Origin of the sequence: Thalassospira indica (assembly GCF_003403095.1) — a bacterium.
GTDB classification, from domain to species: Bacteria; Pseudomonadota; Alphaproteobacteria; order Rhodospirillales; family Thalassospiraceae; genus Thalassospira; species Thalassospira indica.
Window position 1 is genome coordinate 1,331,287 of sequence record NZ_CP031555.1, and the last position, 13,635, is coordinate 1,344,921.

At 54.7% G+C, this 13,635-nt stretch carries 11 protein-coding genes; 6 read left to right on the top strand and 5 right to left on the bottom strand.

Going from position 1 to position 13,635, the window contains the following annotated elements:
- The first annotated feature begins 46 nt into the window (after positions 1 to 46).
- The gene (locus DY252_RS06295; protein WP_064789444.1) at positions 47 to 928 is read left to right on the top strand and encodes a 50S ribosomal protein L11 methyltransferase; all 882 of its coding nucleotides are present in this window, start codon (positions 47 to 49) and stop codon (positions 926 to 928) included.
- Here DY252_RS06295 and DY252_RS22445 read toward each other — a convergent pair.
- Both DY252_RS22445 and DY252_RS22450 read right to left on the bottom strand, forming a co-directional pair.
- A complete protein-coding gene (locus tag DY252_RS22445; protein ID WP_245960872.1) occupies positions 925 to 1,254 on the bottom strand; it encodes a TSUP family transporter in 330 nt (109 codons plus the stop codon). The two genes, DY252_RS06295 and DY252_RS22445, sit on opposite strands and share 4 nt — an antisense overlap.
- On the bottom strand, positions 1,190 to 1,681 hold the full coding sequence (locus DY252_RS22450; protein ID WP_245960873.1) for a sulfite exporter TauE/SafE family protein: 492 nt from the start codon (positions 1,679 to 1,681) through the stop codon (positions 1,190 to 1,192). Before DY252_RS22450 ends, DY252_RS22445 begins: the two co-directional genes overlap by 65 nt.
- Before the next feature lie 514 nt (positions 1,682 to 2,195).
- On the opposite strand from DY252_RS22450, the gene DY252_RS06305 reads away from it, so the two are divergent.
- Both DY252_RS06305 and DY252_RS06310 read left to right on the top strand, forming a co-directional pair.
- Positions 2,196 to 3,281 (top strand): HD domain-containing phosphohydrolase, encoded by a 1,086-nt coding sequence (locus DY252_RS06305; protein ID WP_064789442.1) that lies wholly within the window; start codon positions 2,196 to 2,198, stop codon positions 3,279 to 3,281.
- A 19-nt stretch (positions 3,282 to 3,300) separates the two neighbouring features.
- Positions 3,301 to 6,879, top strand: a complete 3,579-nt coding sequence (locus DY252_RS06310) for a PAS domain S-box protein (RefSeq protein ID WP_082923524.1) — start codon at positions 3,301 to 3,303, stop codon at positions 6,877 to 6,879.
- Positions 6,880 to 6,928: 49 nt separating this feature from the next.
- On the opposite strand, the gene DY252_RS06315 is transcribed toward DY252_RS06310, so the two are convergent.
- Together DY252_RS06315 and DY252_RS22340 are read right to left on the bottom strand one after the other, a co-directional pair.
- Entirely contained in the window at positions 6,929 to 7,666 is a 738-nt protein-coding gene (locus tag DY252_RS06315) for an SDR family oxidoreductase (protein WP_064789440.1), read from the bottom strand.
- A 198-nt stretch (positions 7,667 to 7,864) separates the two neighbouring features.
- Entirely contained in the window at positions 7,865 to 8,056 is a 192-nt protein-coding gene (locus DY252_RS22340) for a hypothetical protein (protein ID WP_156518945.1), read from the bottom strand.
- Positions 8,057 to 8,312: 256 nt separating this feature from the next.
- Here DY252_RS22340 and DY252_RS06325 point away from each other — a divergent pair, with 256 nt between their 5' ends.
- Complete coding sequence (locus tag DY252_RS06325; RefSeq protein ID WP_064789438.1) at positions 8,313 to 10,337, top strand: aminopeptidase P family protein; 2,025 nt, start codon at positions 8,313 to 8,315, stop codon at positions 10,335 to 10,337.
- Between the two features lie 109 nt (positions 10,338 to 10,446).
- Positions 10,447 to 11,499: an L-glyceraldehyde 3-phosphate reductase gene (gene mgrA, locus DY252_RS06330; protein WP_008889579.1), complete on the top strand. Its 1,053-nt coding sequence runs from the start codon at positions 10,447 to 10,449 to the stop codon at positions 11,497 to 11,499.
- Positions 11,500 to 11,580: 81 nt separating this feature from the next.
- Here the strand turns inward: mgrA and DY252_RS06335 are convergent, their stop codons facing one another.
- A complete protein-coding gene (locus DY252_RS06335; RefSeq protein ID WP_064789437.1) occupies positions 11,581 to 12,489 on the bottom strand; it encodes a LysR family transcriptional regulator in 909 nt (302 codons plus the stop codon).
- Between the two features lie 140 nt (positions 12,490 to 12,629).
- Between DY252_RS06335 and DY252_RS06340 the strand changes: the two genes are divergently transcribed.
- Positions 12,630 to 13,628: a DMT family transporter gene (locus DY252_RS06340; RefSeq protein ID WP_064789436.1), complete on the top strand. Its 999-nt coding sequence runs from the start codon at positions 12,630 to 12,632 to the stop codon at positions 13,626 to 13,628.
- Positions 13,629 to 13,635 lie beyond the last annotated feature (7 nt).

Consider the following 13,635-nt stretch of genomic DNA (forward strand, 5'->3'; position numbering starts at 1 on the left):
TTAACCGGGCGGAGCACATTTGCCGCCCACACGAGCGAGAAGCGATATGACCGAACCCGTCCTTTGCTATAACTTCAAATTCGAAGTTGATGGCGCCTATGCACAGATGTTTGCCGACGCGCTGTTTGATTATTGCGATGCGCTTTCGCATTTCGAGCGTGATGGCAACCCTGATGGACCTTGGCGTATCGAAGGCTTTGCCGGTGAGATGTTTGACAAGGGTGCGGTTGAGACCGCAGTGTCGATCATGGCATCTGCAGTTGGTATTGATGCGCCAACCGTGACCTTTGGTACCTATGAGCCAAAGGACTGGGTCAGCGAAAACTTGCGCAGCTTCAAGCCGATCTCGGTCGGACGTTTCTTTGTCCATGGTTCGCACTGGAACGAGGAAATCCCGGTATCCAAAACAGCGCTTCAGGTCGACGCCGGTCTGGCATTCGGGTCTGGCGAGCATCAAACCACCAAGGGATGCTTGGCTGCGATTGACTGGCTGGCCAAACGCGGACCGCGTCAGAATGCGCTTGATATGGGTTGTGGGTCCGGCATTTTGGGCATGGCATGTGCCAAAACCTGGCGGTGCCCGGTGATGATGGCCGATATTGATGCCGCATCGGTTCGGGTCGCACGCGAAAATGCCAAAACCAACAAGATCGCGGATCTTGTCACAGCTATTCATTCAAACGGTTTTCAGGATGCCCGTATTCGTGATGCCGGGTATTACGACATTGTCTGCGCCAACATCCTTGCCCGTCCGCTGCGTGGCATGGCGCATGACCTGACCAGCACGCTTTCGGAAAACGGTGTTGTTATCCTCTCGGGCCTTCTTTCGCATCAGGAACAGTTTGTTCTGTCGGCCTATCGTGACGTCGGGCTTTCCCTGATCAACCGTTTCGAGGTCGAAAACTGGACAACACTTGTCGTCGGCTAAGCCAAAAGGGCGAAGACAAAGCGATATATCCCCAAAAGACCAAGGCCGACGATAAGGATGCCAACCGCAATCATAAGCGGCTTTCGCGGGATGATTTTGACAAGCACGGCCGCCAACGGGGCGGCCGGCACACCGCCGATTACAAGTGCTAGTGCCGCCATGCCGAAGCTTTCCAATCCGAATGATCCGGCAAATGTAACGGTAATCGTCACGGTTACAAAAAACTCGGCCGCGGCAGACGTTCCAAGCATGCGGTGCGGTTCATTGCCGCGATAGACCAGCGTGCTTGATACGATCGGTCCCCAGCCGCCACCCCCCGATTGCATCAAGAAATCCACCGATCATGCCAAGCGGGGTAAGCCCGCGGATCGCCGCAGGCGGCTGAACTTTGCGAAGCGCCTTGGCAATTACAAGAACACCAAGTGCACTAAGATATACCGCGACAAACGGTGCCAGATAGTCCCCGATCCCCGATGATAAAAGAGCAGCGCCAGCACAGCCGCCTATTGCACCGGCAAGTGCCAGTTGACGGACCATGCGCCAATCGACATTGCGTGCAAAATGGTGGGCCGTACCGGAAACAGCGGTGGTGGCAATCTCGGCGGCGTGAACAGTTGCACTTGCCTGTGCGGGGGGTAAGCCAAGCGTGATCAAAAGGGAAGTTGAGGTCAGGCCATAGGCCATACCAAGGGCACCATCAATCAATTGGGCGATAAACCCAATCAGAACGATCCACCAGAAAAACTCATCCATCTTCGCCGCAAGCTCCAGGCATGGATACGATGCTGCAAAGTTTAGCAAGTTGGCGGCAATGCGATATTGCGTTGTGATTTTTGGGTGGCATTGCCGTTATGCATTAATGCCACGAGACTTTTGACAATTAGGTGCCCACGGATAACCGGCAATGCCTATCAGGTTTGCACCGGGACGCGGAAACGCCCATAACCAAAACCGCCTTGTCGGTCGCTGTTGCATGATGACCGGGTGCACGATCCGGTTGCTTTGATCCATTTTCGGTATGCTGATTTTCTTCGATTCGCATTGCAATCGGGCCGTCGCAACTGAAATCCCTGAGATACCAGAACTTCTCCATCAAATTTCAATCAAAGGTTTTCACTGCTTTTCCCGCGAAATCCCTTGGAAACAGGGCAAAAAATAGCCTGAGAACCGATCTCACACTTTTTGCGTATGTTGCAATATACAATACCAACGGATAGGTTTTATCTATTCGCTCGTAGAATTTTATATCTGGCATGGGGCAGAGTGATTGAGTGAGCTTGAACGTCGCATTTTGGTTGTAGATGACGAACCGCCGATCCGAAAATTGCTGGCACGTATTTTGGAACGTGCCGGTTTTGAAGTGGTGGTTGCATCTGACGGACTTGAAGCGCTTGAGACAGTAAAATCGGACGCATCATTGCGTCTGGTTGTTTCTGATTTGCGCATGCCAAATTGCAGTGGTCTGGACTTCGTCAAACGGGCAATCAACGAATACAAACGGGATTTCGAATTCATCCTGCTGACCGGGGATGGTGACAAGACCGATGCCGTGACGGCACTGCGTCTTGGTGTTCGGGAATTTCTTGATAAGCCGATTGAACGTGCCGATCTTGAACGCGCCGCACTTGATGCGCAGGCACGACTGCAGGAACGGGACCGAGAAGTCGAACGTGTTCGTAAACTCGAACTAGAAAATATCAGTCAGTCGAAAACCCTTGATGACATCAGCCGCAAACTTGGCGGTGCAGAACAGGAAATGATCGACCGGCTCAGCCTGATTTCCCAGTATCGGGACATCGAAACCGCGGAGCACTGTGTTCGCGTTGGTCTTTATTCCCAATTGCTGGCAGAGATGGCTGGTCTGGATCAGAATGTTCAACGGACAATCCGTCTGGCCGGCATTCTTCATGACATCGGAAAAGTCGGCGTGCCTGATGAGGTACTTCTGAAAAACGGAAAGCTGACTGACGACGAATTCAAGGTCATGCAGCGCCATACCGAGATCGGCTTTGCGATGCTCAATTCATCAGACAACCCGGTTCTGGGACAGGCCGCAATCATTGCGCGCTATCATCACGAACATTGGGAAGGGTCGGGCTATTGTGTGGGCCTGTCGGGCGCGGATATTCCGATGATTGCGCGGATCGTCTCACTGGCAGACGTTTATGACGCCCTTCGCAGTGCGCGCCGATACAAACCGGCCTACGGCCACTCGGAAGCCGTCAATATCATCACCAAAGGTGACGAGCGAACCTCCCCGGAGATGTTCGATCCGAAACTTTTGGGGCTGTTTGCCGATAATCATCTGCGCTTTGAAAGCATCTATAACAGCATGCCCGACCAGTTGGTCTGAGAATGGGGCCCGATAACTCATGCCAAAAAGATTAAGCGCCAATCTGGACCGGACAAGAAACCGCATCGCAGACTTTATGCTGTTTGTGATGTCGATTGGCGGTTTGCCCGCATTGGTTTCCTCGATGTTGCGCGAAGCAAGCCAGCGTTCGATCACGGTCGAGATCATCCATCTTTTGGTTTTTCTGGCCGTTGTTGCCGGTCTTGTACTGCGCAAGCGCTTATCGACCTTTACCAAGTCGGTTGTGATTGTCGCCGCAATGACAAGCATGTCGTTGCTTTATATCGTCAGGTTTTCGCCCGCAAGCGGCATGGCGATGATGATTGTGTCGACCGTGATCGTAGCGCTGTTCTGGCGATTTTCCGTCACCATTCGATATGCGGTGTTCTGCTTTGTCGCGATTGCAAGCGTCGGCGTGATGCGTGTTTTCAACCTCGACGGGGGCTTGATCACAGATAGTGGCACCGTTCCCTACACGTTGCCGGTTTGGGGATCGGCGCTGTTTGGGTATGTCTGGATGACCGCGTCACTTGTTGTCGGGATCGTCTGGATGCGGCAGGCGCTATTGCAAACCAGCATGGACCAGTTGCGTTCGCAGAACGAACTGATGTCGGGCAAAAAGTTTCTTGAGCAAATCCGCGAAAGTGCGTCCGAAGTTGCCAACCATTTCTCGTCACTTGATCGCATCGAAAATGCGTCTTTCCGACCGACATTGAAGCGTTTTGCCAACCTGATGAATTGCGAGCGGGCAAGTCTGTGGTTGGAAAAAGATGATGGTGACGTTGAGTGCGTCGGGCTGTTTGATGCCAATGATCCGTCGGCGAAACATGACGGCATGATTCTGAAACGCGCTGTACTGCCGCGATATTTTTCAGCGCTGGAATCCGGGCAGATTGTCGATGCGGACAACGCCGTTGAAGATCCGCGTACTTCGGAACTTAAAGACGCTTATCTGATCCCGATGAATATCAAGGCAATCCTTGATGTTGCGTTGATTTCGGCTGCGGGCCGAATGGGCATATTGTGCTTTGAGTCTGTCGGGCGGACCAGAGTATGGCGCCCTGAGGAAATCGTTTTCGCGCATATGGCGGGTGGGTTGTTGGCAGCCGCCGCAGGCATGAAAAATGTCATGGAGGCCAATGACGAGCTTAGCTTCTCGCGCCGTCGTTTTGAGGCGGTTGCCAATTACACGTATGGCTGGGAAAGCTGGATCGCGCCTGATGGCAAACTGATCTGGGTAAATCCGGGGATTGAACGCGTTCTGGGCTACACTGTCGAGGAATGCATGGCGTGTGGTGATTATCCGCTGTCATTTGTTGCGCCCGAGGATCGTGACCGTGTGCGCCACTATATTGACGAAGGTCTTGATGGCCTGTCAGGCAGTGACCGCGAATTCACCGGTGTTCACAAGGATGGCCGCAAGGTCGGTATCGACATGTCATGGCAACCGATCGCTGATAGCGACGGAGGGAACCTTGGCATCAGGATCAGTTGCCGCGATATCACCGAACGCATCCGCTATCGCCAGGATCTCGAGGTTGCCAAAAGCGATCTGGAGGCCAACCAGCGTCGTCTGCGCGCGCACTTCAACAATGCGAAAATCGGCGTGTTTTACTGGACGCCCGACAGAACCATCATCGAGGTGAACGAAACCGCCTGTCAGCTGTTTGGCTATAGTGCCAATGAGATGGTCGGCAAGAAGCTTGAGCTTCTGGTGCCAGAGGAAGACCGGGCGCGTCTTGGCACTCTGATCGAACGGATCATGGAAACGCAAAACAGCGTCAATAACCGGTTCGAGAACGTCACGCGTGATGGCAGTCGCATCATATGCGAATGGTATGAAAGCCCGATCTTTGATGCCAATGGCGCACTTGATTGTATCGCCAGTTTCGCACTGGATGTGACGGATCGCGAACGCCATCAGGAGACACTGGAATCGATTTATCGTGGCATTCGCTATCAGGTCGGTGCCGGGTTCTTTGAAAACCTGACAAAGGTTCTGTGTGAAACACTTGATATGACCTATTGCCACATCGCTGAACTTGTCGGTGACCGGGTGAAATCAGTTGCCTTCCATTCCCCGGATGGCCGTCGCGGTGGACTTGATTTTGTGCTGGCTGGATCGGCGGCGGAACGGGTTATCAAGGCCGGGACGTTTGTGTGCAAAGATAATTTCCGTGCGTTGATGCAGGATGTCCAAAAGGTCACTGATATTGAAGTCCTTGGATATGTCGGGGCTACGCTTTATGACAGCGACGGGCGACCGATTGGTATTCTGGTGACCGTATCTGACAAGCCACTTGCTGATCCGGAACTGGCCAAATCCATCGTTGAAGTGTTCGCGTCCCGTGCGTCTGCCGAACTCCAGCGGCTGCAATCCGAACGCAAACGTGAAAAACTCGAAGAGCAATTGCGTCATTCCCAGCGGATGGAAACTATCGGTGTTCTGGCAGGCGGGATTGCACATGATTTTAATAATATCCTGCAGCCAATAAGTGGCTATGCCGAACTGCTTTATTCCGATCTGCCCGAAGATTCTCCGCTGCGTGACGATGTCATGGAAATTCGCCAAGGGGCTGATCGGGCACGTGATCTTGTGCGGCAAATTTTGGCATTCAGTCGGAATTCCGAAACCGAGCGTTCCCCGATTGATGTCGGTTTGATGATCACGGGTACGGTTCGTTTTGCGCGCGGGTCCATGCCATCGAGTGTGTCGATCAAGGTCGAACTGGGGGCGAAATCCATGACCGTCATGGGCAACGCAACACAGCTTGATCAGTGCCTGATGAACCTGATCACCAATGCCTGTCATGCGGTCGGCGATCAGGGTGAAATTCGCGTAAAGGCAAGCCGCTTCGAAGTCACCGAAGACAGTCTGGAAATACATCCGTTGTTGACGGTCGGGCGCTACATCCAGATTAGCGTCGTGGATAACGGCGTCGGTATGGAGCCGGAAACAGCCAAAAGGATCTTTGATCCGTTCTTTACCACCAAGGAGCCGGGTAAGGGTACTGGTCTTGGCCTGTCTACGGTGCATGGCATCGTGACCGGTCACAAGGGCGAGATATCGGTTTATAGCCGTCTGGGGCAGGGAACCCGGTTCGCAATCCTGTTGCCGGAACATGATCGCGAAGCCACGGACGAAAAGCGCGAAACCCGCAGTCTGTCGGCAGGTGCGGGCGGGCATCTTGCGGTCGTGGATGATGAGGAAAAGAACCTCAGGCTGTGCGCACGGATGTTGGAGCGGATCGGATATTCCGTCGATACGTTTAACGAGGCCGCCAAGGCGCTTGAAGCGCTGAGTGCTCCGGATGCACATTTTGATGCGCTTCTGACCGATCAGACCATGCCGGGCATGACCGGCCAGAAATTGATCGAAAAGCTGCGAGAGGCTGGTAACGAAATCCCAGTTGTCGTCATGACCGGGTATGCCTCAGACGAGGTGACCGACGCCTTCAATGCTTTGGGGGTTGCGCGCATACTGGCCAAGCCTCTTGATATCATTGAACTGCATGATGGCTTGGCCGCGGTGTTTGGCGAAACAAAGGACGTGGCGATGGTGTCTGCCGATTTGCCGGGAAAGCCTGAAACCCCCTAAGAGTAACTAAATTCAGAAAGTGGTCGGGTATCAGGCTTGATCGGTTGCGCTACCGGCCACCGGATACATCAATGATGCTGCCTGTGACATAGGACGCGTCACCCGAGATCAGCCAAAAGATGCTTTGGGCGACTTCCTGCGGGTCGCCGGCACGTCCCAACGGGCAATTCGGGCCGAGTTCATGGGCCCGTTCCGGGCGGCCACCACTGGCATGAATATCGGTTTCGATGATGCCCGGGCGCACGGCATTGACACGGATCCCTTTCGGACCGAGTTCCTTGGCAAGGCCGATGGTCAGCGTGTCGATTGCCGCTTTTGATCCGGCGTAATCAATGTATTCGCCAGGTGACCCAAGCTTTGCCGCAATGGACGAAACATTTACGATGGCGGTACCGGAACGAAGGGTTCGTGCGGCTTCGCGTGCAACCAGATAGGCCCCAAGCACGTTGGTATCGAACACGGATTTCATGCGATCAATATCCATATCCGCAAGTGTGCTTTGCCGGGCGACAATGCCTGCATTATTGACCACGGCGTCAATCGCGCCAAACCGATCACGTGCGGCCTCAAACAAGGCAATAACGCTGTCTTCATCGCGGACATCGCATTTGCGGGCAATCACATTGCCGGTAAATCCGGCGCGCTCGCACATCGCACATGTTTCATCAGCACTTTCCTGATTGCCAACAAAGCTTAGCGCAACGTTCCAGCCTTTGGCGGCAAATAGAACAGCAGTTGCGCGTCCGATACCGCGTGATCCACCGGTGATCAGAACTGTCTTGGTCATTTCCACTCCGCATCGTGATGATGATTTACTGTTTGGGGCACTATGGCGTGCTGGCCTGCGACTGGTCAAAAAGAAACGGCCCTGCTGTGGAGAAGCAGGGCCGTTTCAGAGGGAAAAGACAAAAATGCCGCAAGGATCATGAACCGTGATCCTGCGCTTCGTCTTTTGATGCAGACCAACCCGGGCGGGATTGATCCGTTATTCCGTATCCTTGGCATCTTGCGGGTCGGTTTTAGTTCGATCCGCAATGTCGTCTGCCGGATGGGCAGGGCCAGTATCAAGACCGAGCGCAGTTTTCTGACCAAGGGCCAGGCGCTCAAGGCCGTCATAGGCCGTCTGGCGACGACGGGATTGTATGACGCTCAAGGCAGTAATAGGAAAACGGATCACCGTTCATGGTCTCCAGCAAATTGACGTCCCGACGGGCCATCTTTTTGTCGCGGGACTGTCATACGTTAACCTTTGGCTAATGTGCATTGCGAAGGTTGCAACGCATTCATACGCGGGATGCATGCGCCGGTGTTTCGGGCGGGGAAAAGGGCGTAGTATGTCCGAAAGTTCTTTGGTGCTTGCGCGACATCGGCACAAACCCTTACATAGGTCTTACCACCTGCCCAATGCCCCACATGTTTTAAAGAGGATCTTCATGGCCATTTCCGGTGATGCTCAACTTGCCAAACTGCTTGAAGCCGCCAATGTCGACAAGGATGTTAGCGCTGTCATCGACCTGATTGACGGTGTTCTGGCCGCAGCCCAGGGCAGCACGCGAGAAGACTGGATTGATCTGATTTGCCAATCCCCGGATGATGCCCTGCGAGCCGAATTGCTGGCCCTGCGGGATGAACGCAAAACACGTTTTAAAATGGCCAAGGATGATTTTGACGCCGCCCATCGACTGGATGCCTTGCGCAACTATCTGGCGGCCAAGGGCGTTGACGGCTTTATTGTGCCGCGTGCGGACGAACATCAGGGTGAAAACGTACCGGCACGGGCCGAACGTCTGGCGTGGCTGACCGGCTTTACCGGATCTGCGGGTGCGGCTGTTGTCTTGCGCGACAAGGCCGCCGTTTTTGTCGATGGCCGTTACACCATTCAGGTGCGCCAGCAAGTTAACCGTGATCTGTTCGAGTACCGCCACCTGGTCGAAGAACCAGTCGTCGGCTGGTTGCATGACCACCTGAAATCGGGTGAGAAGCTGGCTTATGATCCTTGGCTGCATACGGTCCAACAGGCGACCCATCTGCGGTCTGCCTGTGAGGCGGTCGGGGCGGAACTGATTGCGATTGATACCAACCCGATTGACGCCATCTGGCATGCCCAGCCGCACCTGCCGCTTGGCCCGGTTCGGCCACATCCGATGGAATATGCCGGTAAATCGAGCTTTGAAAAGCGCACCCAGATTGCCGAAATCCTGTCGCGCATTTCGTGCGACAGCGCCATTCTGTCGGCACCTGACAGCATCGCGTGGCTTTTGAATATCCGTGGTGCCGATGTGCCGCAAACACCGCTTGCACTTGGCTATGCGATCATCAACGGCGATGCCTCGGTCGAACTTTTCATGGACGAACGCAAGGTCGCGCCAGAAACGCTCAAATGGCTGTCAGGTGAGGCAACCTTGCGGGCACCGGGCGAACTCGGGGATGCCCTGAAGGCGATGGGCAATCAGGCCGTCCGTCTGGATGAAGCCACTGCAGCCGACTGGCTGCGCATGAAATTGTCCGACGCCGGTGCCACCGTGCGTGTTGGGCGTGATCCGGTCGCCATTCCGAAGGCCTGCAAGAACGAGGTCGAACTTGAAGGTTCGCGCAAGGCCCACAAACGCGACGGCGAAAAGATCATTCGTTATTTCAAATGGCTTGATGAAACCGCGGCCACCGGTGATATCGATGAACGCGCCGCTGCTGATATGTTGCTGTCGATGCGTGCCGAAGATCCGCTGTTCCGTGATTCAAGCTTTGAAACCATTCCGGGCAGTGGCCCGAACGGGGCGCTTTGCCATTACCGCAATACCCCGGAAACCAACCGCAATCTGACCCCGGGCGAGATTTTCCTGATTGATTCCGGGGCGCAATATCTTGATGGCACCACCGATATCACGCGGACGACCGTGATCGGGAACCCGACGCAGGAACATCGCGACCGGTTCACCCGCGTGCTGAAGGGGCATATTGCGCTTGCCCGCGCCATATACCCGGTTGGAACGACAGGCCAACAGCTTGATACGCTGGCACGCATGCCGCTTTGGGAAGCCGGGCTTGATTTTGACCATGGCACCGGCCACGGCGTTGGCAGCTACCTTGGTGTGCATGAAGGTCCGCAACGCATTTCCAAGGCCCCGAACACGGTGGCCCTGAAACCGGGCATGATCCTCTCGAACGAGCCGGGCTTCTATAAGGAAGGCGAATACGGCATTCGCATTGAAAACCTGATTGCGGTAACTGAAATCGATGCGCCGATTGGGGCAGATCGCAAGATGCTTGGCTTTGAAACGCTGACTTTCTCGCCGATTGACCGCAAACTGATCGATCCGGAATTGATGACCAGGGACGAGTTGCAGTGGCTTAACGATTACCACGCGCAGGTCTATGCGATGTATGCCGATGATCTCGATGATGATCATCGTGAATGGCTGCAAAACGCAACAGCGCCGATCAAAAAGAAATCGGACTGATTTCACGCTGCGTACTTGGCACTGACAAACAGGGTCGAATGCCCTATTAAGACTGCATTGGATCGATTCAAGAAAAGCGGTAAACCGCTTCTGAAAGCAGGAGGAATATATGGCTGAAGTCGAAGCGCAGTGGATGGCTAATCCTGATCGCTATAACGACGAAAACTGGGACCGTTGCGGGCGCAGTGGATTGCTTCTGCCGAAAATCACGCTTGGTCTGTGGCAGAATTTCGGTGGCGTGGATGTCTATGAAACCCAGCGGGCGATGATCCGTCGCGCGTTTGATCGCGGTGTGTTCCACTTTGATCTTGCTAACAACTATGGCCCGCCGCCGGGCTCGGCCGAAGAAAACTTTGGCAAGGTTCTATCGCAGGATCTTAAACGCCATCGCGATGAGTTGATCATTTCCACTAAGGCTGGCTATCGCATGTGGCCGGGGCCGTTTGGCGAATGGGGATCACGCAAATATCTGATTTCCAGCCTTGATCAGAGCCTTAAGCGGATGGGGCTGGATTATGTCGATATCTTCTATTCCCACCGGGTTGATCCCAACACCCCGCTTGCCGAGACCATGGGCGCACTTGATCAGATCGTGCGTTCGGGCAAGGCGCTTTATGTCGGGATTTCGTCCTATTCGCCGGAAATGACCCGTGAAGCGCATGCGATCCTCAAGGACATGGGAACGCCATGCGTGATTCATCAGCCGTCCTACTCGATGGTCAATCGCTGGGTCGAGGATGGTCTGCTTGATACCCTTTCCGAGCTTGGCATGGGCTGCATTGCCTTTTCGCCGCTCGCACAGGGTCTTTTGACCAACAAGTACCTGAATGGCGTGCCCGAGGATTCCCGTGCCGCCCTCGAAGGATCTTTCCAGAAAGGCATGCTGACCGAGGAAAACATCAATCGCGTTCGAGCACTGAACGAAATCGCCAAACGCCGCGGTCAAAGCTTGGCCCAGATGGCGATTGCCTGGGTGCTGCGCCGTCCCGAGGTGACCTCTGCCCTGATTGGGGCGCGGCATGTTCAGCAGCTTGATAACAGCCTTGATGCGCTCAATAACCTTGAATTCAGTGCAGACGAGTTGGCCGAAATTGATAAATATGCCGGCGATGCCGGTATCAATCTTTGGCAGAAGTCGTCGGACAGTCAGGCACCCGTCTGATCCCAACGATTGATACAATGATAAAAACCCCGACCGAAAGATGCTTCGGTCGGGGTTTTGTTTATCAGAGCCAGTGTTGGCTTATTTTTGGTTGGCCATCGGAACGGTGCCGGCAAGATCACGCAATGTATCGACAACCGCCTTGCCCCCGGTACTCAGCGGGCGATCCTGTAACCATGACAGCATTACCTTGCGCGACAGTTCCGGGTTGGTGATGCGCCGTGCCTTTAGGCGCCCGGTCGAAAGTTCCTGAACCAGCGAACTGCGCGGCAAGACGGTATGACCGACATTACGCGTCACCAGATCGACCAAAACGCGAAGGGCATCGGCCTCAACCACCGGGGTCAACGGCCGTCCCGCCCGAAATGCCGCCTCCTGCATCATGGCGCGTAGCCCGTGCTTGTTGGTCGGCATGATGAGTGGCAGGGACAAAACATCTTCATAGGCGATTTCGGTTTCCTGTTCGCCGACCTGTGACGGGTGGGAAATCAGAAACAGGTCTTCGCGCCATAGCTGTTCGGCATGCAGGCTGCGTGAAATCATGCCGTCATGTAGGATGCCGATATCAAGTCGCCCGGACAGCAATCCTTCCTGCACATCGCCTGTCAGGTCTTCGGCGACCGTAATGTTAAGGTCAGGGTACCGATCGCGCAGAGTTTCAATCAGTGCCCCGGTAATCACGATCCCGGCGCTGGGCGGAACGCCGACATGCACATGGCCTGTCACCTGACTGCTGCGGGCCGACAGATCGGCTTCAAGACGGGCAAGATCGGTCAGGATTACGCGGGCCCGTTCGGCAAGCATCTGACCTGCTTCGGTCAATTTGACGCCGCGTCCGGTGCGTTCCAACAGTTTGGTATCAAGGGCCTCTTCGAGAAGGTTAAGCTGCCTACTGAGTGCGGGCTGCGACAAATTAAGCCGCTCTGCCGCGCGTGACAGGCTGCCGAGTTCGGCAATATGTACAAAGCTTCGAAGTTGTTTGATATCCATCGGGCGTGATCCTGAGCAGCTTTGCGCATCCATGTGCCTGCTAGATATAGCCAAAGCTGATATCTGATAGCAATTAATTCGAATTGAATAATGGCAGTTCACGGGTAACTATGGCAACCGATAGAGGATCGGAGAAACCCATGACGCCACCACCGTCACCTTCTGAGCCCGGGCAACAGGGTGTCACGCCTGTCGTGTCGCCGGCCGGTTCCGCACTGACCATTGTGTTGCTTGCGACAGCTGCCTTGGCCATGAAAGGCCTTCTGGCAAAATTTGTTTATGCCACGGGCATGACAGTGGATGGCTTGTTGCTGTTGCGGTTTCTGATTGCCATGCCGCTCTTCTGGCTTGGTGTGGTTTTGTTTGGCAAGAACCGGCCGGGCGACCGCAAGATGAAACCGGTCGATCTCGCGTGGGGCGGGCTTTATGGCGGGCTGTTTTTCCTTGCGGCCCTGTTTGATTTTACCGCTGTTTCGTTGATTGAAGTGACCGTTTCAAGGATCGTGCTGTTTACGTTTCCGGCTGTTGTGATGATCCTTGAGGCGCTCCATAAACGGCGCTTTCCACCATTTCGACAGATTGTCTGCTTTGTCATAACCTATGTCGGACTTGTTCTGGTCCTGGCACCGGGCGGGTTTGGCGAAGTTTCGCCGGCGCTTTGGTACGGAGCGGCTTGGGCGTTCGGTTCTGCTGTGACCTATGCGATTTATCTCTATTTCGGTCAGCGGATGATTACCGTTATCGGGTCGATGCATTTTGCAGCCCTGATCAACACCATGGCCGGTATTTGCATGGTGATTTACCAACTGATCGTCCAAAACCCGCTGAACCTGAACGTGGCGGGCATCATGTGGACGGCAGGCATTTCGATTTTTTGCACCGTTATTCCATTCTTCCTGCTGTACGAGGGCATTCGAAGGGTCGGTGCGACGCAGGCTTCGCTGATATCGCTTTCCGGGCCAGCCATGACCTTCTTTGCCGCCTGGCTGTTCCTGGGTGAGGTGCTCACAGTGCCGCAATTGGTCGGGTTTGTGGTGGTGACACTCGGTGTGGCGTCACTTAAAAACAGCTTTACGCTGGCGGGGCTGGGCAGGTTGCTGGCACGGCCATTCGCATCGGGCGGGACGTCGCAACGCTAATCGGGTT

Bases quoted from the DNA above. Each gene is read 5' to 3' on its own strand.
- DY252_RS06315 (WP_064789440.1), bottom strand. From the start codon at position 7,666: ATGACCAAGACAGTTCTGATCACCGGTGGATCACGCGGTATCGGACGC.
- DY252_RS06325 (WP_064789438.1), top strand. From the start codon at position 8,313: ATGGCCATTTCCGGTGATGCTCAACTTGCCAAACTGCTTGAAGCCGCC.
- mgrA (WP_008889579.1), top strand. From the start codon at position 10,447: ATGGCTGAAGTCGAAGCGCAGTGGATGGCTAATCCTGATCGCTATAAC.
- DY252_RS06340 (WP_064789436.1), top strand. From the start codon at position 12,630: ATGACGCCACCACCGTCACCTTCTGAGCCCGGGCAACAGGGTGTCACG.
- DY252_RS06295 (WP_064789444.1), top strand. From the start codon at position 47: ATGACCGAACCCGTCCTTTGCTATAACTTCAAATTCGAAGTTGATGGC.
- DY252_RS22450 (WP_245960873.1), bottom strand. From the start codon at position 1,681: ATGGATGAGTTTTTCTGGTGGATCGTTCTGATTGGGTTTATCGCCCAA.
- DY252_RS06310 (WP_082923524.1), top strand. From the start codon at position 3,301: ATGCCAAAAAGATTAAGCGCCAATCTGGACCGGACAAGAAACCGCATC.
- DY252_RS22445 (WP_245960872.1), bottom strand. From the start codon at position 1,254: ATGCAATCGGGGGGTGGCGGCTGGGGACCGATCGTATCAAGCACGCTG.
- DY252_RS06335 (WP_064789437.1), bottom strand. From the start codon at position 12,489: ATGGATATCAAACAACTTCGAAGCTTTGTACATATTGCCGAACTCGGC.